The organism is Xanthomonas sp. 60 (assembly GCF_011761925.1).
This window is the reverse complement of sequence record NZ_JAASQW010000002.1, coordinates 364,761-382,695: the sequence shown is the minus strand read 5'-3', so window position 1 is coordinate 382,695 and position 17,935 is coordinate 364,761. Positions and strand designations below refer to the sequence as shown.

21 protein-coding genes are annotated in these 17,935 nt (G+C 67.9%); 7 read left to right on the top strand and 14 right to left on the bottom strand.

Annotated elements, in window-relative coordinates:
* Positions 1 to 3 precede the first annotated feature (3 nt).
* Positions 4 to 1,242: a DUF819 family protein gene (locus FHY09_RS05625; RefSeq protein ID WP_166925007.1), complete on the top strand. Its 1,239-nt coding sequence runs from the start codon at positions 4 to 6 to the stop codon at positions 1,240 to 1,242.
* A 67-nt stretch (positions 1,243 to 1,309) separates the two neighbouring features.
* On the opposite strand, the gene FHY09_RS05620 is transcribed toward FHY09_RS05625, so the two are convergent.
* The 5 genes from FHY09_RS05620 to FHY09_RS05600 all read right to left on the bottom strand — a co-directional run bounded on the left by FHY09_RS05620 (position 1,310) and on the right by FHY09_RS05600 (position 4,578).
* Complete coding sequence (locus tag FHY09_RS05620; protein ID WP_166925005.1) at positions 1,310 to 1,789, bottom strand: hypothetical protein; 480 nt, start codon at positions 1,787 to 1,789, stop codon at positions 1,310 to 1,312.
* Between the two features lie 289 nt (positions 1,790 to 2,078).
* Complete coding sequence (minE, locus tag FHY09_RS05615) at positions 2,079 to 2,339, bottom strand: cell division topological specificity factor MinE (RefSeq protein WP_166925004.1); 261 nt, start codon at positions 2,337 to 2,339, stop codon at positions 2,079 to 2,081.
* Positions 2,340 to 2,341: 2 nt separating this feature from the next.
* Positions 2,342 to 3,151: a septum site-determining protein MinD gene (gene minD / locus FHY09_RS05610; RefSeq protein ID WP_166925003.1), complete on the bottom strand. Its 810-nt coding sequence runs from the start codon at positions 3,149 to 3,151 to the stop codon at positions 2,342 to 2,344.
* Positions 3,152 to 3,187: 36 nt separating this feature from the next.
* Complete coding sequence (gene minC / locus FHY09_RS05605; protein WP_166925524.1) at positions 3,188 to 3,967, bottom strand: septum site-determining protein MinC; 780 nt, start codon at positions 3,965 to 3,967, stop codon at positions 3,188 to 3,190.
* A 14-nt stretch (positions 3,968 to 3,981) separates the two neighbouring features.
* Positions 3,982 to 4,578, bottom strand: coding sequence for a GNAT family N-acetyltransferase (locus FHY09_RS05600; RefSeq protein WP_166925002.1), 597 nt, complete (start codon positions 4,576 to 4,578; stop codon positions 3,982 to 3,984).
* Between the two features lie 169 nt (positions 4,579 to 4,747).
* On the opposite strand from FHY09_RS05600, the gene FHY09_RS05595 reads away from it, so the two are divergent.
* The 4 genes from FHY09_RS05595 (at position 4,748) to FHY09_RS05580 (ending at position 8,383) form a co-directional block, all read left to right on the top strand.
* Entirely contained in the window at positions 4,748 to 5,926 is a 1,179-nt protein-coding gene (locus FHY09_RS05595; RefSeq protein ID WP_166925001.1) for a sensor histidine kinase, read from the top strand.
* Positions 5,926 to 6,567, top strand: a complete 642-nt coding sequence (locus tag FHY09_RS05590; protein WP_166925000.1) for a response regulator transcription factor — start codon at positions 5,926 to 5,928, stop codon at positions 6,565 to 6,567. The genes FHY09_RS05595 and FHY09_RS05590 overlap by 1 nt, the downstream gene beginning before the upstream one ends.
* Positions 6,568 to 6,801: 234 nt before the next feature.
* Complete coding sequence (locus FHY09_RS05585) at positions 6,802 to 7,923, top strand: polyketide cyclase (RefSeq protein WP_166924999.1); 1,122 nt, start codon at positions 6,802 to 6,804, stop codon at positions 7,921 to 7,923.
* An 88-nt stretch (positions 7,924 to 8,011) separates the two neighbouring features.
* The gene (locus FHY09_RS05580) at positions 8,012 to 8,383 is read left to right on the top strand and encodes a DUF423 domain-containing protein (protein ID WP_166924998.1); all 372 of its coding nucleotides are present in this window, start codon (positions 8,012 to 8,014) and stop codon (positions 8,381 to 8,383) included.
* A gap of 39 nt (positions 8,384 to 8,422) precedes the next feature.
* Here the strand turns inward: FHY09_RS05580 and FHY09_RS05575 are convergent, their stop codons facing one another.
* From FHY09_RS05575 to FHY09_RS05560, 4 genes are all read right to left on the bottom strand, one after another.
* Entirely contained in the window at positions 8,423 to 9,229 is an 807-nt protein-coding gene (locus FHY09_RS05575; RefSeq protein WP_166924997.1) for a M15 family metallopeptidase, read from the bottom strand.
* Between the two features lie 27 nt (positions 9,230 to 9,256).
* Positions 9,257 to 9,847 (bottom strand): hypothetical protein, encoded by a 591-nt coding sequence (locus FHY09_RS05570; protein ID WP_166924996.1) that lies wholly within the window; start codon positions 9,845 to 9,847, stop codon positions 9,257 to 9,259.
* Positions 9,844 to 10,023 carry an Arc family DNA binding domain-containing protein gene (locus FHY09_RS05565; RefSeq protein ID WP_166924994.1) on the bottom strand — a complete coding sequence of 60 codons (180 nt, stop codon included), beginning with the start codon at positions 10,021 to 10,023 and terminating at the stop codon, positions 9,844 to 9,846. Before FHY09_RS05565 ends, FHY09_RS05570 begins: the two co-directional genes overlap by 4 nt.
* 63 nt (positions 10,024 to 10,086) lie before the next feature.
* Complete coding sequence (locus FHY09_RS05560; protein WP_166924992.1) at positions 10,087 to 10,968, bottom strand: SPFH domain-containing protein; 882 nt, start codon at positions 10,966 to 10,968, stop codon at positions 10,087 to 10,089.
* A gap of 132 nt (positions 10,969 to 11,100) precedes the next feature.
* On the opposite strand from FHY09_RS05560, the gene purT reads away from it, so the two are divergent.
* Positions 11,101 to 12,288 (top strand): formate-dependent phosphoribosylglycinamide formyltransferase, encoded by a 1,188-nt coding sequence (purT, locus tag FHY09_RS05555; RefSeq protein ID WP_166924991.1) that lies wholly within the window; start codon positions 11,101 to 11,103, stop codon positions 12,286 to 12,288.
* Positions 12,289 to 12,353: 65 nt separating this feature from the next.
* Here purT and FHY09_RS05550 read toward each other — a convergent pair whose 3' ends face one another.
* Both FHY09_RS05550 and FHY09_RS05545 read right to left on the bottom strand, forming a co-directional pair.
* Positions 12,354 to 13,571, bottom strand: a complete 1,218-nt coding sequence (locus FHY09_RS05550) for an endonuclease/exonuclease/phosphatase family protein (RefSeq protein WP_166924990.1) — start codon at positions 13,569 to 13,571, stop codon at positions 12,354 to 12,356.
* Positions 13,572 to 13,608: 37 nt separating this feature from the next.
* The gene (locus tag FHY09_RS05545; protein WP_166924989.1) at positions 13,609 to 14,364 is read right to left on the bottom strand and encodes an arginyltransferase; all 756 of its coding nucleotides are present in this window, start codon (positions 14,362 to 14,364) and stop codon (positions 13,609 to 13,611) included.
* A gap of 150 nt (positions 14,365 to 14,514) precedes the next feature.
* Between FHY09_RS05545 and FHY09_RS05540 the strand changes: the two genes are divergently transcribed.
* On the top strand, positions 14,515 to 15,066 hold the full coding sequence (locus FHY09_RS05540) for an EF-hand domain-containing protein (protein WP_166924988.1): 552 nt from the start codon (positions 14,515 to 14,517) through the stop codon (positions 15,064 to 15,066).
* Positions 15,067 to 15,129: 63 nt separating this feature from the next.
* Here FHY09_RS05540 and FHY09_RS05535 read toward each other — a convergent pair whose 3' ends face one another.
* From FHY09_RS05535 to tesB, 3 genes are all read right to left on the bottom strand, one after another.
* Complete coding sequence (locus FHY09_RS05535) at positions 15,130 to 16,335, bottom strand: sigma-70 family RNA polymerase sigma factor (RefSeq protein ID WP_166924987.1); 1,206 nt, start codon at positions 16,333 to 16,335, stop codon at positions 15,130 to 15,132.
* A 99-nt stretch (positions 16,336 to 16,434) separates the two neighbouring features.
* A complete protein-coding gene (locus FHY09_RS05530) occupies positions 16,435 to 16,944 on the bottom strand; it encodes a DUF2007 domain-containing protein (RefSeq protein ID WP_166924986.1) in 510 nt (169 codons plus the stop codon).
* A gap of 10 nt (positions 16,945 to 16,954) precedes the next feature.
* Positions 16,955 to 17,863 carry an acyl-CoA thioesterase II gene (gene tesB / locus FHY09_RS05525; RefSeq protein WP_166924985.1) on the bottom strand — a complete coding sequence of 303 codons (909 nt, stop codon included), beginning with the start codon at positions 17,861 to 17,863 and terminating at the stop codon, positions 16,955 to 16,957.
* Positions 17,864 to 17,935: the final 72 nt, after the last annotated feature.

The window sequence follows — 17,935 nt, the reverse complement described above, 5'->3', positions numbered from 1 at the left end:
TGCATGCCGTCGACCGCCCTGATCCAGAATGACATCGTGGTCTTCGGACTGATCGCCGCCACGCTGGGCGCCGTGTTCTGGACCGCCGCGCGCGAGCGGGGTCCGTGGAAGCGTTTCTACACCTTCGTACCGGCGCTGCTGCTGTGTTACCTGATTCCCGGCATCTACAACACGGTCGGGCTGATCGACGGTCAGGACACGGCGCTCTACAACCCGGTGGCGCGCGACATCCTGCTGCCGGCGGCACTGGTGCTGCTCACCCTGGCAGTGGACATCCGAGGCATCCTGCGCCTGGGCCCGAAGCTGGTGGTGATGTACCTGGCGGCCTCGGCAAGCATCATGGTCGGGGCCGTGGTGGCGTTCCTGGTGATGCGCGCGCTGCATCCGGCAACGGTGGCGGGCGACACCTGGGCCGGCATGGCCGCGCTGGCCGGCAGCTGGATCGGCGGCGGCGCGAACATGCTGGCCATGCGTGAAGTGTTCGACGTCGATGCGACCACCTTCGGCCAGTTCGCCGTGGTCGACGTGGGCGTGGGGTATGTGTGGATGGCGGTGCTGATCTTCCTGGCCGGTCGCTCGGCGGCGATCGATGCGCGCAGCGGGGCCGATACCTCGGCCATCGATGCACTCAAGGCACGCGTGATGCGCTTCCAGGCCGAGCATGAGCGCGTGCCGACGCTGACCGACCTGATGCTGATCGTGGCAGTGGCCTTCGGCGGCGTGGGCCTGGCCCATGCCATCGGCGCGCCGCTGGCGGCCTGGTTCAAGATTCACGTGGCGTGGGCGTCGCAGTTCAGCCTGGATGCGCCGTTCGTGTGGGTGGTGGTGCTGTCCACCACCCTGGGGCTGGCGCTGAGCTTCACCCGCGCGCGCACGCTGGAAGGGGTGGGGGCTTCACGCGTGGGCTCGCTGCTGCTGTATTTCCTGATCGCCTGCATCGGCATGCAGATGGACCTGCTCGCGCTGCTGGAGCGGCCGTGGCTGTTCGCGCTCGGCCTGATCTGGATCGCGGTGCACATCGTGCTGCTGTGGCTGCTGGCGAAGGTGTTGCGGGTGCCGTTCTTCTACTTCGCCATCGGCTCGCAGAGCAACATCGGCGGCCCTGCATCGGCGCCGGTGGTGGCCGCGGCGTTCCATCCTGCGCTGGCGCCGGTGGGCGTGCTGCTGGGCACGATGGGTTATGCCACCGGAACCTACCTGGCGTACATCGTGGGCATCACTCTGCGGGCGCTGGCAGGCTAGTCGTTGTTGCTGGCTGAGGCGTGGTGCAGGGTGGCCAGGACGGGCGGGCCAGGCCCTGACGTACAGCTCAGCCGTCCAGCAGACCCCGTTCAATCAGCCACGCGCGTGCGTCTTCGGCGTCCTGTTCGAACCACGCCTGGGTGGAGCCCAGACGATACGTATAGCCCCAGGCATCCATGTCCGCCATCAGGCGCGCGCTGCCGACGCCGGGCAGTTGGCCGGCGAGCACGATCTGCAGGTAGCAGGTGGCATCTTCTTCGGGCACCGAATCGGTGGCATCGGTGTGCACCTGCGCACGCCGCTCCGGCGGCAGCACGATCAGATGGCAGGCTTCGTGCAGCATCGAATGCACGGGCGTGTCATCGCGCACATAGACGTTGCTGGCGATGATGCCTGCCTCGGGCTCGCCCCAGTAACTGCCGGGGATCGGCGCACCGTCGGCGACGTGGTGCAGGACCAGCCCATGGGTGCCGAGCAGGCGCGCCGCATCGTCGAAGGCGATCTGCCCTACGCGGGTGACGATGGGTTCGGGGGGAGTCTCGGTCATGAGGGTTCAGTGCGGGTGTGCCGGGTCAGCGAACGGAACGCTGCGCCTGCTTCTGCTTTTTTATTTCTCTACCGTGGTTGACGCGGAACTGTCCCAAGGCCGGGCGGTGGGGCGGGGTGGGGGCGTTGAGCGCCATGGAGGGCGCGAAGCGCGGCCCGCAGGTGCGGCTCTTGCCGTCCCCCACCCCGCCTCACCGCCCGGCCCGAACCCAGTAACCCAGAACCCAGCACCCACCACGGAGGGGCCCAGCCGTTCGCCGTATGTGCCCCCAGTGGCCAGCGGACAACCGTCAGGACTTTTCAGGCCCTTCAGGCAGCGCCACCGAAATATCCAGCACGTCATGCTGGCCATCCTTGACCAGATCCACCTTCACCGCCTCGGCGTCGATGTTGACGTACTTCTTGATCACTTCCAGCAGTTCACGCTGCAGCAGCGGCAGATAATCCGGCCCGCCGCGGTGGCTGCGCTCCTGCGCGATGATGATCTGCAGGCGATTCTTCGCGGTCTCGGCAGTGGTCTTTTTCGTCTTCAGGAAATCGAACAGGCCCATGCTTACGCTCCGAACAGCTTGCTGAAGAAGCCCTTCTTCTCCACGGACGTGAAGCGCATCGGGCGGTCTTCGCCCATGATGCGCGCGACGGCATCGTCATAGGCCTGGCCAGCGGCTGATTCCCCATCCAGGATGACCGGCTCGCCCTTGTTGGAGGCATTGAGCACGTCACCGGATTCGGGGATCACACCAATGGCCTTCAGGCCCAGCACTTCTTCCACGTCGGTGATGCTCAGCATCTCGCCCGATTCCACGCGCACCGGCGTGTAGCGGGTCAGCAGCAGGAACGCCGGCACCGGCTGGCCGTCTTCGGCCTTCTTGGTCTTCGAGTCCAGCAGACCGATGATGCGGTCCGAATCGCGCACCGAGGACACTTCCGGATTCACCACCACGACAGCGCGGTCGGCGAAGTACATGGCCAGGAACGCGCCCTTCTCGATGCCGGCCGGCGAATCGCAGATCACGTACTCGAAGCCTTCCTTGGACAGGTCGGCCAGCACCTTGCCGACGCCTTCCTGGGTCAGGGCATCCTTGTCCCGCGTCTGCGAGGCGGCGAGCACGTACAGGTTGTCGAAGCGCTTGTCCTTGATCAGGGCCTGCTTGAGGGTGGCTTCGCCGTGCACGACGTTGACGAAGTCGTACACCACGCGGCGCTCGCAGCCCATGATGAGGTCGAGGTTGCGCAGGCCGACGTCGAAGTCGATCACCGCCACCTTCTTGCCACGACGCGCCAGGCCGCAGGCCAGGCTTGCGCTGGTAGTGGTCTTGCCCACGCCGCCCTTGCCGGAGGTGACTACGATGATTTCAGCCAAAGGACTTCTCCTGCTCTTGTTCTGGTTGGAGCTGCATCAATCAAGCGCAGCGATGTTTATCTGGTCCTGTTCCAGCCATACCTGCACGGCCTTGCCGCGCAGGTGGGCGGGTACATCATCCAGTACTTTGTAATGGCCGGCGATGGCCACCAGTTCCGCATGGAACTCGCGGCAGAAAATACGCGCCGCGGTATTGCCCTGGGCCCCGGCGAGCGCACGCCCACGCAGGGTGCCATAGATATGGATGCTGCCGTCGGCGATGACTTCCGCCCCGGCCCCGACGGTCGCCATGACCGTCAGGTCGCAGTTTTCCGCGTAAAGCTGCTGGCCCGAACGCACGTTGCTCAACTGCATGCGACCCGGTTTCGGTGCTGCCGCTGCCGCGGCAGCGGCCGGAGCGGGGGCAGCCACGGTGGCCGGCGCCGGCGCGGCGGCCGGACGGCGGTTTTCCCGCGGCGGCGGAGCGTGGTTTTCGTGGGCGTCGGCGCGTTCGTACTGGGCGCGGAACTTCGCCAGCAGCGGCAGGCCCAGCTGCTGGGAAAGCAGGTCGGTCTCGGTGGTGCCGTAGGCCAGCGCCACCGGCAGCACGCCGGCGCCACGCAAGCCATCCAGCAGCGCCTGCGCGCTCGCCACGTCAGGGGTGCGGCTGAGGCCGCCAAAATCGAGGATGACCGCTGCACGCCCGAACAGTTTCGGGGCGCGGGTCACGCGCTCGCGCATTTCCTGGACCAGGCGCTCGACGTCCATCGTGCGGATGCGCAGGTTCGCGATACCTACCTGGCCGATCTTCAGTTCACCGGCCTGTTCGTAATCCATGTTCACTGCCACCCTCAAGTACCCGTCGACCGATGGACCTGCGACGGCAGGCTGCGGCCGCGCGCCCAGGCCACGTCAGGAAGCTTGCCGCCGTAGGTCTCCTGCACCCACGCATGGCTGCACAGATCCTTGGTCAGCATGCTGGCGCGCACGTCCACGTGCGGCATGGTGTTCTGGCCGACTTCGCGGAATCCGAAACTGCCGTGGAACAGCAGCGCCGCGTCCGCGCCATGGTCCTGGAAAACCTCGCAGGTCATGTGCGGATAACGCAGCTCGGCATAACTCTGGGCATCGGCGTAGAACGCACGACCGACGCCGCCACCACGGCGGCGGCTGGCCACCACGATGCGATCGATATAGAAAAAGGGACTGCCCAGATGTTGTTTGAACCAGGCGAAATTGCTGCTGTCGTGGCTGCTCCCGCTGCCGAAACCAATCAGGAACCCGGCCAGGTTGCCGTCGCGCTCGGCGACGCGGAAATATTCGGCGGTCTCGTGGAACAGGCGCAGGCGATGGGCGTCCAGCGGCAGGATCGCCAGGCCGGCATTGTTGTTCAAGGCCAGGACGGAATCGAGCTCATGCTCGCGCACGTCGCGGATGACAATCGACATTGTGACTCCGTGGGGTAACGCGGTCGGGTCCGGCGAGGGGCCCTCGGGTTTGATTATTGCATGGGCCGCCGCTGCCGGGGGCGCGCCGGCATGACTTCGGCGTCGAGGGCTTCAGGGTGCATGACTTAAGTGGGAGTGACGCGGGGCCGGTTCAGCCTACTATGCAGGGATGTTGGAAGTCCTCAGCCATACCCGCGTGCTCCGCCTGGCCGGCCTGTTTACCTGGGTCATGGTCGGGCTGCCGCTCGTGCTGCTCGCCGCTGGCGAGCCGTCGGCCCTGCGCTGGGGGCTGCTGTCCTTCATCGCCTACCTGGCCTTCGGTGCCGCTTATTTCTGGCTGACCCGCGACCTGCGCAGCGGGGGGCACGCCAGTGCGCTGGACCGGGCGATGCTGGTGGTGCTCACCGCCTGCGCGCTGGGCGTGAGTTTCTTCAGCGGCTCCGGGCTGGGCAGCATCCTGATGATGGTGGCCGCCGGGGTGATTCCCTGGATGCTTCCGGCGCGGTATGGCGTGGTGTGGCTGATGGTGAGCCAGCTCGCGGTGGCGCCGGTGTACTACCTGTTCCTGCCCTTTCCGCTGTTTGAAGCAGTCATGCAGTCGCTGTTGTACGGGGGCTTTTCGATGTTCATCTTCGTGACCAGCCTGGTGGCCCGCCAGCAGACCGACGCGCGCGAAGAGCAGCGCCAGCTCAATACCGAACTGCGCGCCACCCGGGTGCTGCTGGCCGAAAGTGCGCGCGTGAATGAACGCACCCGTATTTCCCGCGAACTGCACGACCTGCTCGGGCACCACCTGACCGCGCTGAGCCTGAACCTGGAAGTGGCCGGCCACATCACCGAAGGCCGCGCGCAGGAGCACGTGCACCAGGCGCATACGCTGGCCCGGCTGCTGCTGACCGACGTGCGCGAGGCCGTCAGCCAGCTGCGTGGCAGCGGGGCCATCGACCTGGCTGCCGCGCTGCGTCCGCTGGCCGAGCAGGTGCCTTCGCTGGACATCCATCTGGATGTGAGCAGCCCCCTGAATGTCGAGGACCCTGAAGGGGCCCACGTGCTGCTGCGCTGCACCCAGGAAATCATCACCAATGCCATCCGCCACGCCGCCGCGCGCAACCTGTGGATCACCGCACGCAGTGAAGCGGGCGGGGTGGTGCTGGAAGCACGCGACGATGGCGTGGGCGCCGAAGCCCTGCTGGTGGGCAACGGCTTGCGCGGAATGCGTGAACGACTGCAACAATGCGGGGGCGACCTGCAGATCCAGACACGCCGTGGCGAAGGCTTCTGCCTGCGCGCCTCGGTTCCCGGTGTGCCGGCGATTGCATTGAGCACCGCCCCTGAAGGAGTACGTTGATGATCCGCGTGTGCCTGGTCGATGACCAAACCCTTGTGCGGCAGGGTATCCGCTCGCTGCTGGCGCTCGACGACGGGATCGAGGTCATCGCCGAGGCGGGGGATGGCCGACAGGCTGTCGAGCTGATCCCGCAGGTGAACCCGGACGTGGTGCTGATGGATATGCGCATGCCGGCCATGTCGGGCCTGGAGGCGCTGCAGATGCTCTCGCGCGCCGGGCAGCTGCCGCCGACGATCATCCTGACCACCTTCGACGACGACCAGCTGGTGCTGGCCGGGTTGAAGGCCGGTGCCAAGGGCTACCTGCTCAAGGACGTCACCCTTGAACAGCTGGTGGGGGCCATCCGTGCCGTGGCCGGCGGGGGGTCGCTGGTGCAGCCGGCGGTCACGCAGCGGCTGCTGTCGGGCCTGGAACACATGCGCAACGAGTTCGTGAGCCTGGATCGGCCGGACCCGCTGACCGACCGTGAAACAGAGATCCTGCGGCTGATGGCCAGTGGATTTTCCAACAAGGAGATCGCCAACTCGCTGGGCGTGGCCGAAGGCACCATCAAGAACCACGTCTCCAACATTCTCTCCAAACTCGGCGTGCGTGACCGCACGCGCGCGGTGTTGAAGGCGTTCGAGCTGCAACTTGTCTAGAAAATTCGTTAAATTACAATCACCTGCAATCAACATGCGGGAGCGCCGCAGGGCGGCGTGCTACTGGAGCGCGCCGTGATGCGTTACGCTGCCGCACCCCGCGTCACGTTCCATCGCACCATTACGGAAACCGGTGCACCTGTGCACATCAACAACGACGGTGAAGCCTGCTAGGATTGGCGCTTCGCTTCGCTTTATCAACCCGGCCGTGGGATCGGCCTCGGAGACTCCTGAATGACCCGTATTATCGAGTTCCTGATCGCCTTGGGGATCGTGGCTGGCCTGTTCGTCATCATCGGTGTGGTCCTGCCGGGCGAACGCCAAGTCTCCGAGAGCATCGAGACCAACCGCAAGATGACGATCGTGTACGACACGGTCAGCAGCCTGCGTCGCTTCAAGGACTGGAATCCGCTGTTGCTGCGTGACCCCGCTGCCAAGCTGGAGTTGTCCGGCCCGGCCGCAGGCGAGGGCGCCACGCTGGCTTACACCTCCGCGGTGGGCAATGGCTCCTGGAAGATCACCGAGGCCGAAGAAAACAAGCGTGTGGCGATTGCCATCGAGGATGACACCAAGGGCCACGACAAGGTCACTACGTTCACCCTGGAGCCGACCGGCAAGGGCGGCCGCAACGTCAAGATCACCCAGGATTACAGCGTCAAGTACGGCTTCGACCTGTTCGGTCGTTACGCTGGCCTGTACGTCAGCCGCCACATCGGCGACGACCTGAAGCTGGGTCTGTCGCGCATGGCCAACATGCTGGCCACCGTGCCGAACGTGGACTACCGCCAGGCCGAAGCACCGCTGGCCGATCTGGCGGTGATCGACGTGCCGGTCGAAGACCTGCTGGTGGTCACCGCCGGCAACGTCGACCGCGGCGAAGCCACCATCACCAAGTCCATCAAGGACAACCGTGAGTGGATCCAGCGCGTGATGGATGCCAACAACCTCCAGGCCGCCGGTCCGTTCCGCATCATCACCACCGATTTCGGTGCCGAGAAGTACGCCTTCGATATCGCCCAGCCGGTGAAGAAGAAGGCGGCAGCCCCGGCAGCTCCGGCGGCCGGTGCTGCGGCTCCGGCCGCGGCTGACGCGGCGGCTCCGGCCGCTGGCGAACTGTCGGTGAAGATCGATGGCGATGCCCCGGTGAAGTATGTCCGCGTGGCCCCGCACCGTTCGGCGCATGCGACCTACGTCGGCCACATGGCAGGCCTGGATATTGCCCGCAACGCGCTGCGTGCGTGGGCCGTGACCTCCGGCAACGAAGTGGTCGACCGTCCGTACGAAAGCTGGAATGGTGGACTGGAGAAGTCCTTCACCCAGGAAGGTACCTACGACATCTACTGGGCCGTCAAGTAAGCCCGGACGCTGGATGCAGGACTGAACACGAAAACGCGCCGCTCACTGCGGCGCGTTTTTTTTTACCCACGCAGAAGCAGGAGTTCGCATGTTCGCACCGGATCGCCGCGCCCGCCGCCCCTCGCTGGTGGCCAGTCTGGGCGCATTGCTGGCAGGTACCGCCATCGGCCTGTCCGCCTACGCATCACACGGGGTCAGTGATGCGCTGGCGCAGCAGCACCTGAACATGGCGGCGCTGTACGCCTTCGCGCACGGTGCGGTGCTGGCGGCGCTTGCGCCACGCGCGCAGGGCGCCCTGGGGCGGCTGGCCATGGGCCTGCTGCTGCTCGGCACGTTGCTGTTCGCCGGCAGCCTGGCCGGTCACGCCCTGTGGCACTGGCCTACGCGGCTGGCCCCGTATGGCGGCATGGCGTTGATGCTGGGCTGGGCCCTGGTGGCGATCAACGCGCTGCGGCGTTGAACCCTGCACGCCGGGCGGCGTCGCCGGGCCGGCGCTGGCTCAGCCGCCGGCATGCCAGCGCCAATGCCAGGGCTCGTAGACGATGCCGTGCGGATTGTCGCGCGGATAACTCAGCCGGAAGCCGTGCGCACCGGCATTATCCTGCAGCCACGCGAAGGCGCCGGTCTGCTCGAAACGTTCCTCGGCCGGGGGATCACCGGGCGTGCCGATATCCAGCGCAAGCCCCGTGTGATGTTCGCTGAATCCCGGCGCGGCGTTCACGGTGAGAATCTCCTGCACCGTCTGCCCGCGGGCGAGCTTGCGCTGGAAAATGCCAAGCTGGTAATCGTGGCTGCGGTAGCCGGAGATGGCATCAAGGGCGATGCCCTCGCGCTGCGCGGTCACGCGCATGCGCTGCCACGCCTGCGCGGCGGCGCGGCGCAGCCAGACAGGCCGTCCGAAGCGATCACGCCCTGCCGGGTGCAGCAGCGCCGGTTCGGCTTCCAGCACCAGGTGGCTGGCCCGGGCGTAGCTGTCCGCGTCCAGCCCCAGCCGCTGCAACCGCGCGTGCAGTCCATCCACCGGCAGATCGACGTCTTCCAGGGGGGATCGTCCGCCGCGCTGTGGCAGCGCAACGAGCGCGTCCAGAGCGACCTGCGCACCGGGTTCGCCCGGGAGGTGGGTCACCATCGAATGCACGCCGGTGCAAAGGACCGCGGCGAGATAGCGGCCATCGCCCTTGCGCCGCAGCACCCACCGGGCGCGGGCCAGCAGACGGGCATCGGCGTTGCTGCGCGCGCGCAGCAGGCGTGCCGGCCACAGTTCAATGGCCGGGGTGTTGAGCAACAGGGCAGGTGAGCGGTCCATGCATGCAGCTTAGCGCACCGCCACCGGTCACCCCGCCGCGGCGGCCGTGCGCAGCGCCGCCAACAAGGCCTTCGGCTCGGCCATGCTCAGCATCACCACCGAGCCGTCCTTGAGCGGGATCACCAGCGCACGCTGGCGGTCGGTCAGCAGCGCGAATCCCTTGCGGCCATCGTTCAACACGTAGTGACCGGAGTGGAAACCCGGCACGCTGTACCCGAGACGCCGGCGCTTCAGCGCAAGGCACGGATGGCGTTTGACAACCATCACCCCGGCCTGCTCCAACTGCATGTCGGCTACCGGCACGCGTCGACGGAACAGGGTCGAGCGCACGTCCAGCACATGGCCGTCGAAGGTGACGCGGCGCCGGAAGAAAGCCGCTCCGAGCGCGGCCGCCATCACGCAGAGTACCGCCACCGACCAGAGACTCGCCGCCTGGGGCGAGGCCCAGGCCACGCCCGCCCAGCGCGCCGGTGCGCTGTCCTGCTGCGCAACCAGCACCAGCGCGATCGCGCCGAGCATCGGCAGCACCACCCACAGCACGCCCAGCGGCGTGCCGTCGATCACTTCAAACCGGCGCGGATCGCTGCCGCGGCCGTGGGTACGCCGGTGCGTGGTCATGGGGCTTCCTCCTCGGGGGGCGTGGGTCTGGGCAACCGTCCGGCGCGGCGCAGGGCATCACGCAGCGCATATTCAATCTGGGCATTGAGGCTGCGCAGCTCGTCGTCGGCCCAGCGCTGCGCGGCGGCCAGGACCTCGGCGTTGATGCGCAATGGATAGGCTTTCTTCTCGCTCATGAAATCTCCCGCGATGGCCTGGGCGCCGACGGCAAGCGGCCGCACGGCGCCCAGGCCATCGGATCAGTACAGCGAGCCGGTGTTCACCACCGGCTGGGTGCCGCGGTCCGAACACAGCACTGTGAGCAGGTTGCTGACCATGTGGGCCTTGCGCTCCTCATCCAGCTGCACCACGCCGTTCTTCTGCAGTTCGGCCAGCGCCATTTCCACCATGCCCACAGCACCGGCCACGATGCGCGTGCGCGCGGCGATCACCGCGTTGGCCTGCTGGCGCTGCAGCATGGCCTGTGCGATTTCGGCGGCGTAGGCCAGGTGGCTGATGCGCGCGTCGATGATCTGCACGCCCGCGTCGGCCAGGCGCTCGGCAAGTTCGTTCTTCAGGTGCTGGGAGATCTCGCTGGCATGGCTGCGCAGCGCCAGTTGCCCGTCCTCGTGCTGGTCATAAGGGTAGCTGGTGGCCATCGCGCGCAATGCGGATTCGGACTGGATGGCCACGAAGCTCTCGTAGTCGTCCACGTTGTAGACCGCTTCGGAGGCATCCACCACCTGCCAGACGATCACCGCGGCGATCTCGATCGGGCTGCCGTCAAGCTCGTTGACCTTCAGCTTGCCGCTCTCGAAATTGCGCACGCGCTGGCTCACCCGGCGCTTGGCGAAAAACGGGTTGTTCCAACGCAGGCCGTTGTCCTTGACGGTGCCCACGTATTTACCGAACAGGCTCAGCACCGCCGCCTGGTTGGGCTGCACGGTATACAGGCCGGCCAGGGCGAACACCGTAAGCGCGATGACCAGCAGCCCGGCCAGCAGCAGGACCACGTTCGGGGCGCCGGTCTGGCTCTTGGCCACCGCCCCTACCACGAACAACGCCGTGCCGCCGAGGAGGGCGAGCACGGCCCCGGCAATGGCCGTGAGGCCGTTGAGGGAGGAAATCGCTTTTTCTTTCATGGCGGCACGTCCTTGAGGATTTGGAGGAAAGATATCAAAGTGATATCAGAATACAAGCGGTATTGTCCGGGAGCGTCGCCGCACGAGCGGCTAGAATGCCGATCCGCCTCCCGTTCTCCTGCCGGAATTCCCATGTCCAAGCTCGGTACCCCGCTGTCCTCTTCCGCCACCCGTGTGCTGCTGCTCGGGTCCGGCGAACTCGGCAAGGAGGTGGCCATCGAGCTGCAGCGGCTGGGCGTGGAGGTGATCGCGGCTGACCGCTATGCGGATGCACCGGCCATGCAGGTCGCTCATCGGGCGCATGTGCTCGACATGCTCGACCCCATGGCACTGCGCGCGCTGATCGCCTCGGAGAAGCCGCATCTGGTGGTGCCGGAGATCGAGGCCATCCATACCGAAACCCTGGTGCAGCTGGAACAGGAACAGGGCCTGCGCGTGGTGCCGACCGCGCGTGCGGCGCGGCTCACGATGGACCGGGAAGGCATCCGCCGCCTTGCTGCCGAGACGCTCGGGCTGCCGACCTCGCCGTACCGTTTCGTGGACACCGAAGCGGACTACCTGGCTGCGGTGGCGGCGATCGGCCTGCCGTGCGTGGTGAAGCCGGTCATGTCGTCTTCGGGCAAGGGGCAGAGCACGCTGCGCAGTGCAGCGGACATCGCGCCGGCCTGGGACCATGCGCAGACCGGCGGCCGCGCCGGGGCAGGGCGCTGCATCGTCGAGGGCTTCATCGACTTCGAGTACGAGATCACCCTGCTCACCGTGCGCCATGCGGGGGGCACGTCCTTCTGCGCGCCGATCGGGCACCTGCAGCGCGATGGAGATTACCGCGAGAGCTGGCAGCCGCAGCCGATGTCATCGGTGGCGCTGGCGCGCGCCGAGGCCATCGCCCGCGCGGTCACCGATGATCTCGGTGGCTGGGGCCTGTTCGGCGTGGAGCTGTTCGTGAAGGGCGACGAGGTGTGGTTCAGTGAGGTATCGCCACGGCCGCACGACACCGGCCTGGTGACGTTGGCCTCGCAGGAGCTGAGCCAGTTCGCGCTGCACGCGCGCGCCATCCTCGGGCTGCCGGTGCCGGTGATCCGCCAGAGCGGGTCGAGCGCCTCCTGCGCGCTGCTGGCGCAGGGCGAAGGCGTGCCGCTGTTCACCGATGTGGCGGCGGCATTGCAGGCCCCGGACACCAGCGTGCGCCTGTTCGGCAAACCCAGCGTGCACGGCCAGCGGCGTGTCGGCGTCACCCTGGCACGCGCGGACACGGTCGACGCCGCCCGCGCCATCGCGCGTGAGGCCGCCGCAGCCATCGGTGTCACCCTCCACGACTGAAGCAGAAAAGCGAACCGGGGAGGGCAGGCCGCAGGCGCTTCCACGACCTGCCCCCCGTGCCGTTTCTATCTGACGTCGACCCACACAAGGTGGTGGTCGCTGCCGTCGGCGATGGCGGCGGCGGGTGTACCGGCGGCAGGCCAGAACACGCCGCTGCGGATGTACTCCAACCCGGTGGAGGGCAGCACGTAATCCAGCCGCAGGGTGCCGGACTTCGGCCCGAAATCGCCGGTGGCATGGAACGGCGCACCGCGCCGCGTGATGCCCTTGGCCGCGTAGGCCAGGCTGGTCTGCTCGGCGCCGACGCTGCGAGGCGTGGGGTAGCGCAGCACGCGCGGGTGCTCCAGCAGCCCGGTGATGGCCTCATGCCGCCCGTCGCCGTCGGCCGGGTCGTTGTTGAGGTCCCCCACGATCACGAACTTAGCATCCGCTGCCAGTCCGCCACAGCGCTTCTGGTCATCACACAGCCACGGTTTCCCGTCACCGGCCAGGTACTCCTGCCACAGCCTGAGCTCGTCGTGGTTGCGCGCGGCGTTGCGCTTCTCCGGGCCGTCGAACACCGGCGGCGTGGGATGCGAGGCCAGCACATGCACGACCCCCGCCGGGGTCTGCACCGGAACGTCCCAATGGGACTTGGAGGACAGCCGCAGCTGCGCCCACACCGCGTCGGTGTAGAAGGATTTTCCGGTGGCGGGCACCACCGGACGCAGGGCGCCGGGCAGCGTGCTCCACTTCAGGTGCTGGAAGGTCCGCACCTGTGCGGTGTCGATCGGATACCGCGACAGCACCAGCATGCCGTACTGGCCCGGGTGCAGGCCGTAGCCCCAGGCATCGTTGCCGCGGCTGCGGCCCTCGCCGCCGACCACACCGTTGCCGTCCAGGTCCAGCCCACTGGGCACGCCGGTATTGACCGGCGCCAGGTAGCGATAGGCATAGTGCAGCGGCTCGCCGCCGCCCGGCTGGGCGACCTGCAGGTACCGCTGCTGGAACAGATCAGCGGCGCGGTGCGCGTCGTCGTAGTCGAACTCGTTGAGCAGCACGATGTCCGGGCGCACCTGCTGCAGAACGGCGGCGATCTTGCGCGCATGGGCGCTGTCGCCTTCCAGTTCGGCGATGACACCGCCGGTCTGGTCTGCGTACAGGGAGGTGTTGTAAGTGGCCAGGCGCAGCGTGGACGGGGGGGAGGCGGGCATCGCAGCGGTCCGCTGGGGCGTCTGTGCACAGGCGCCACACAGCAGCGCCAGCGCAGCGAGCAGGGCAGGGGTTCGGAAGGACGGTTTCATGGCGCTATTGTGCACCGGCGCCCGTGTCAGTGGTCTGTCAGCGCCCGGCGGTCTGCTCGTCGAAGTCGTGCCAGCGGCGCCCGTCGTAGGCTTCCAGCGGACGGAAGCGGCGCTTGTAATCCATCTTCCGGTGATCGCGGATCCAGTAGCCCAGGTAGACGTGGTCCAGCCCCTCGCGCCGCGCCCAGGCGACCTGCTGCAGGATGGCGAAGGTCCCCAGGCTGCGCGCGGCGTGCGCCGGGTCGAAGAAGGTGTAGACCGCGGACAGGCCGTGGTCGGTCTTGTCGGTGACCGCCACGCCGACCAGTTCGCCCGGCCCGCCCTGCGGCGGCGGCAGCCGGATCTCGAGGAAGCGCGTCCGCGACCAGCTGCCGATCAGGAACTGTTCGAATTCGTGCGGGCCGTGGGTATCCATGCCGCCATTGGCATGGCGATGGCGAAGGTAGCGCTGGTACAGCGCGAACAGGTCCTCGCGCGCGGTGGCCGCCGTGATCCGTACTTCCAGGTCCGCATTGCGTGCGGCGCACCGACGCTGGCTGCGGTCGGCGGCGAAGCGTGCCACCGGAATGCGCACGGCGACACAGGCCTGGCAGTGCGCGCAATGTGGGCGGTAGACCAGATCGCCGCTGCGGCGGAAGCCCCAGCCCAGTGCCATGGGGTACAGTCCCCCCAGCCGACGGTCGTGCGGATCCAGCACCAGGTCGCGCGCGGTCCGCTCGGGCCAGTACCCGCAGGGATGTTCGCCGGTCTGGAACAGCCGCAGGTCTTCGTTTTGGTTGCCGTGGATTGCCATGCAGGAAGCATAGCCGCTGCCTGTCGCAGGCGCCGCGACTGTCCGCCCGCTTAACGCGGCCGGTGCCGGTGTCAACCCGCGCCCTGGCCAGGCGTTGTTCTCCAGCAAGGGTGACCTGTGCACCCGACCCCTTTTCCCTGGAGTGACCCGATGACCCTGCGCACCCCCCTCCTGCTTGCCCTGCTGCTGGGCACCTCTGCAACCGGCATCGCGCTGGCCGCCGACGCGCCTGTACCTGCCAAGCCCCGTCCGGCCGCGCTGGACACCAACGGCGACGGCATGATCGACCGCCAGGAAGCGGCGGCCTCGCCCCGGCTCGCCGCGCGCTTCGACCAGCTTGATGCCTACAAGGATGGCCGCCTCTCGCGCGAAGAACGCCCGAGCGGCGAGCACCGTGGCCATCGTGGCCATGGGCCTGGGCGTGGCGATGGCATGGCCAGGCTCGACACCAACAAGGACGGCCGCGTGAGCCGCGAGGAAGCCAAGGCCGACACGCGACTCGCCGCGCGTTTCGATGCGATGGACCTCAACAAGGATGGCTACCTGGACAAGGCCGACCACGAACTGCGCCGCAGCCAGCAGCGCGATGCCTGGTTCAGTGCCGCCGATGCGAACAAGGACGGCCAGCTCAGCAAGGCCGAGTTCGATGCGGCCAAGGGACCGATGCACGGCCCGCGGCCTGCGGCTCCGCGCCCGCGCTGATCGGACGCACGGGTGGAGCATGAAACGAGCGGCGCCGTGAGGCGCCGTTCTTCGTCCTGCCGATCACCGCGAGACCCACAGTACGGCGGCGAGCATCCCCACGAACGCGACCAGCATGCCGGTGCGGCCGTACAGGGTTTCGTAGCGCCAGTTCCTGCCCGTGCGCCCGCGGCGGGCCGCGTCGCGCGCGACCAGCGGCTGCATGATCCGCTGCAAAGGCACCAGGCACTGCCAGCACACAAGGCCCATGCCTGTGCTGAAAGCCAGCAGCTGCAGCCATCTCGGCGCGTCCAGGACGGTCAGCAGCAGCATGCCCGCGCACACCGCCATGGCAGTGGACGTATTGACGTGCACGAAGCGGCGGATGACGCCCCGCTCGGCCGGCGATGCGGCGAAGGACATCAGGTAACGCCCGCCCAGATAACTGCCGAGCGAGCCGCCGAGCGCGGCGGCCAGGATCATGCCCAGGTCGATCTGCGAGGCGAGCAGCGGATGCTGGCCCGCCGCCGCGGTCAGCGAGCCCAGCGCGGTGCCCGCCGAGGCGCTGGCACCGCCCAGGCCCAGCTTGGTCCCGCCCACGCCGACGGTCGAGCCCAGCAGGATCGCCGCGCTGGCCGACGCGGGCGCAGCCATCATCGCCATCGAGGCCACGGTCACCGCGAACGCAGCGCTGGGTGCACTGCTGCGCGCGAACTCACCGAAGCGTTGCAGCAGCGCATCACGCACGATGGCCCGGGCACGCGACAGCCGCTTGCGTACCGCGGCATCGCTGAGCCCCAGCAGGTCGGCCACCTGCTGCGAACGCTGGCCTTCGCGGTAATACAGCAGCAGGACTTCGCGGCTGTCTTCGGGCAGGGCTGAGATGATCTCCGCGGCGGCCACTTCCTCTTCCACGCGCTGCAGGCGTTCGGCGGCGGCGGGCGCGGGGTCGGCCGCCATGCCGATGGCCAGTTCGGCCGCTGCGCCGGTCAGCGGGCGGCCACGCTGCGTACGCAGCCAGTCGCGCGCGAGATTGCGGGTGATCTGTCGCAGCCAGGGCATGAAGCTGCTCGGATTGCGCAGCTGCGCCAGCTGCTGCCATGCCCTCACGAAGGCCTCCTGCGCGATGTCCTCGCTGGCCTGCAGATCGCGGGTGATGGCCAGGGCAATGGCGGTGACCGTGTTCTGGCAGGCCTGCACGATCCGCCCGTACGCGTGCTGGCAGCCGTCCACTGCGGCGGCGAGCTCGCGGTGCAGGGTCTCATCGATACGTGCGGCGAGGACGGTCATGGCAGCGCTCCTGCGGGGGATTGTCTCCCATGACGCGCAGCGCCGGCGGATGTGACCGGCGATGGGCCGGCACCGGCGCGGACCGGTGCCCGCAGCGCCTCAGCGCTGCGGGGCGGCGGGCTGGATGCGTACGCGGCTGGGGTCGTCTTCCGCAGCCGGCGCGGGCGCGGGCGCGGCGGGCTGGACCTGGGGCGAGGGCGCCGGTTTCGTCGCGGTGCCCGCCCCCCTGTGGCCCAGGCCGATGAACAGTGCGATGCCGCCGATCACCACCAGCAGCGCGATGCGGATGCGCCACGCCCAGCCACGCCCGGTCTTCGCTTCGGCGGGCTCGCTGAAGGCGAACGTCGCCGTGGGGTGGTCGCGCCGGGTGGTATCAAGCAGGCGCGCGTCACGCAGGATCTCGCGCGCACGCGGCTGGTCGTCGGCCCGCACCACCCACACCGTGGGCGGTCGGACGTTCCTGGGCTGGTCCATGTAACTGAACTGCCCGCTGCGCCGCGAGTGGTACGTGCGGCCATCGGTGACCCGCACCTCGATCTCGTGGCGGCGCAGCAGCTCGGCCACGCCCTCCACGGTTTCAACGCGCTGGCTGCTGAAGATCTGTCTCATGCGTTCGTCCTCATTCCTTGGCCGGCACGGCGGCTGCGGCGGCGCTGTCAGGGACCACGCGGATCAGGCCTTCCTGCGCGGTGCTGGCCACCAACCGGCCATGACGATCAAAGAACTGGCCACGTGCCAGTCCGCGCGAATCCTGTGCGCTGGGGCTGTCCAAGGAGTAGAGCAGCCAGTCGTCGGCGCGGAACGGCCGGTGGAACCAGATGGCATGGTCCAGCGAGGCCATCTGCACGTGCGGCTGGTAGTAGCTGATGCCGTGCGGGAAGGTGGCGGTGCCCAGCAGATGGAAGTCCGAGGCGTAGGCCAGCAGCGCCTGGTGCAGCTCCGGCGCATCGCCCACCGGCTCGGTGAGGCGGAACCAGACCTGGTGGTAGGGCGGCCGCTTGGGCGGGCGCAGCTCATCGCGCGGATAGACATGGCGGAACTCGAACGGACCGCCACGCGAGAGCCAGCGCTGCACCTTGATCGGCAGCCGCTCAAGCGCCTCCCGGGGCAGCGGCGCATTGGGTTCGATGTCTTCCGGCTGCGGCACTTCGGGCATCTTGTGCTGGTGCTCGGCACCGGTTTCTTCCTGCTGGAACGAGGCCGCGCAGAAGAAGATGACCTTGCCGTGCTGGATCGCGGTGACCCGGCGCACCGAGAAACTGCCGCCGTCGCGGGTGCGGTCGACGTCGTACACGATGGGATGGTCGATGTTGCCGGCACGCAGGAAATAGGCATGCAGCGAATGCACGTGGCGGCCGTTGTCCACCGTGGCCTGCGCGGCGGCGAGCGCCTGCCCCAGCACCTGTCCGCCGAACACGTACTTGGTGCCGATGTCGCGGCTCTGGCCGCGGAACAGGTTGTCTTCCAGCCGCTCGAGGGTGAGCAGGTCGATGAGTTCGGAGACGACGGGTTCGTGCGTGTCGTTCAAGGGGACGGCCGGGTGTCGGAACAGGGCCTGATTATAGCGTCCGCCGCCAGGGCGGCCGGGTGCAGCGTGCGC

Bases quoted from the DNA above. Each gene is read 5' to 3' on its own strand.
- minC (WP_166925524.1), bottom strand. From the start codon at position 3,967: ATGGATTACGAACAGGCCGGTGAACTGAAGATCGGCCAGGTAGGTATC.
- FHY09_RS05565 (WP_166924994.1), bottom strand. From the start codon at position 10,023: ATGAGCGAGAAGAAAGCCTATCCATTGCGCATCAACGCCGAGGTCCTG.
- FHY09_RS05550 (WP_166924990.1), bottom strand. From the start codon at position 13,571: ATGAAACCGTCCTTCCGAACCCCTGCCCTGCTCGCTGCGCTGGCGCTG.
- FHY09_RS05530 (WP_166924986.1), bottom strand. From the start codon at position 16,944: ATGAGACAGATCTTCAGCAGCCAGCGCGTTGAAACCGTGGAGGGCGTG.
- FHY09_RS05545 (WP_166924989.1), bottom strand. From the start codon at position 14,364: ATGGCAATCCACGGCAACCAAAACGAAGACCTGCGGCTGTTCCAGACC.
- FHY09_RS05535 (WP_166924987.1), bottom strand. From the start codon at position 16,335: ATGACCGTCCTCGCCGCACGTATCGATGAGACCCTGCACCGCGAGCTC.
- purT (WP_166924991.1), top strand. From the start codon at position 11,101: ATGTCCAAGCTCGGTACCCCGCTGTCCTCTTCCGCCACCCGTGTGCTG.
- FHY09_RS05625 (WP_166925007.1), top strand. From the start codon at position 4: ATGCCGTCGACCGCCCTGATCCAGAATGACATCGTGGTCTTCGGACTG.
- FHY09_RS05560 (WP_166924992.1), bottom strand. From the start codon at position 10,968: ATGAAAGAAAAAGCGATTTCCTCCCTCAACGGCCTCACGGCCATTGCC.
- FHY09_RS05590 (WP_166925000.1), top strand. From the start codon at position 5,926: ATGATCCGCGTGTGCCTGGTCGATGACCAAACCCTTGTGCGGCAGGGT.
- FHY09_RS05600 (WP_166925002.1), bottom strand. From the start codon at position 4,578: ATGTCGATTGTCATCCGCGACGTGCGCGAGCATGAGCTCGATTCCGTC.
- FHY09_RS05540 (WP_166924988.1), top strand. From the start codon at position 14,515: ATGACCCTGCGCACCCCCCTCCTGCTTGCCCTGCTGCTGGGCACCTCT.
- FHY09_RS05580 (WP_166924998.1), top strand. From the start codon at position 8,012: ATGTTCGCACCGGATCGCCGCGCCCGCCGCCCCTCGCTGGTGGCCAGT.
- FHY09_RS05620 (WP_166925005.1), bottom strand. From the start codon at position 1,789: ATGACCGAGACTCCCCCCGAACCCATCGTCACCCGCGTAGGGCAGATC.
- minE (WP_166925004.1), bottom strand. From the start codon at position 2,339: ATGGGCCTGTTCGATTTCCTGAAGACGAAAAAGACCACTGCCGAGACC.
- FHY09_RS05585 (WP_166924999.1), top strand. From the start codon at position 6,802: ATGACCCGTATTATCGAGTTCCTGATCGCCTTGGGGATCGTGGCTGGC.
- FHY09_RS05575 (WP_166924997.1), bottom strand. From the start codon at position 9,229: ATGGACCGCTCACCTGCCCTGTTGCTCAACACCCCGGCCATTGAACTG.
- FHY09_RS05570 (WP_166924996.1), bottom strand. From the start codon at position 9,847: ATGACCACGCACCGGCGTACCCACGGCCGCGGCAGCGATCCGCGCCGG.
- FHY09_RS05595 (WP_166925001.1), top strand. From the start codon at position 4,748: ATGTTGGAAGTCCTCAGCCATACCCGCGTGCTCCGCCTGGCCGGCCTG.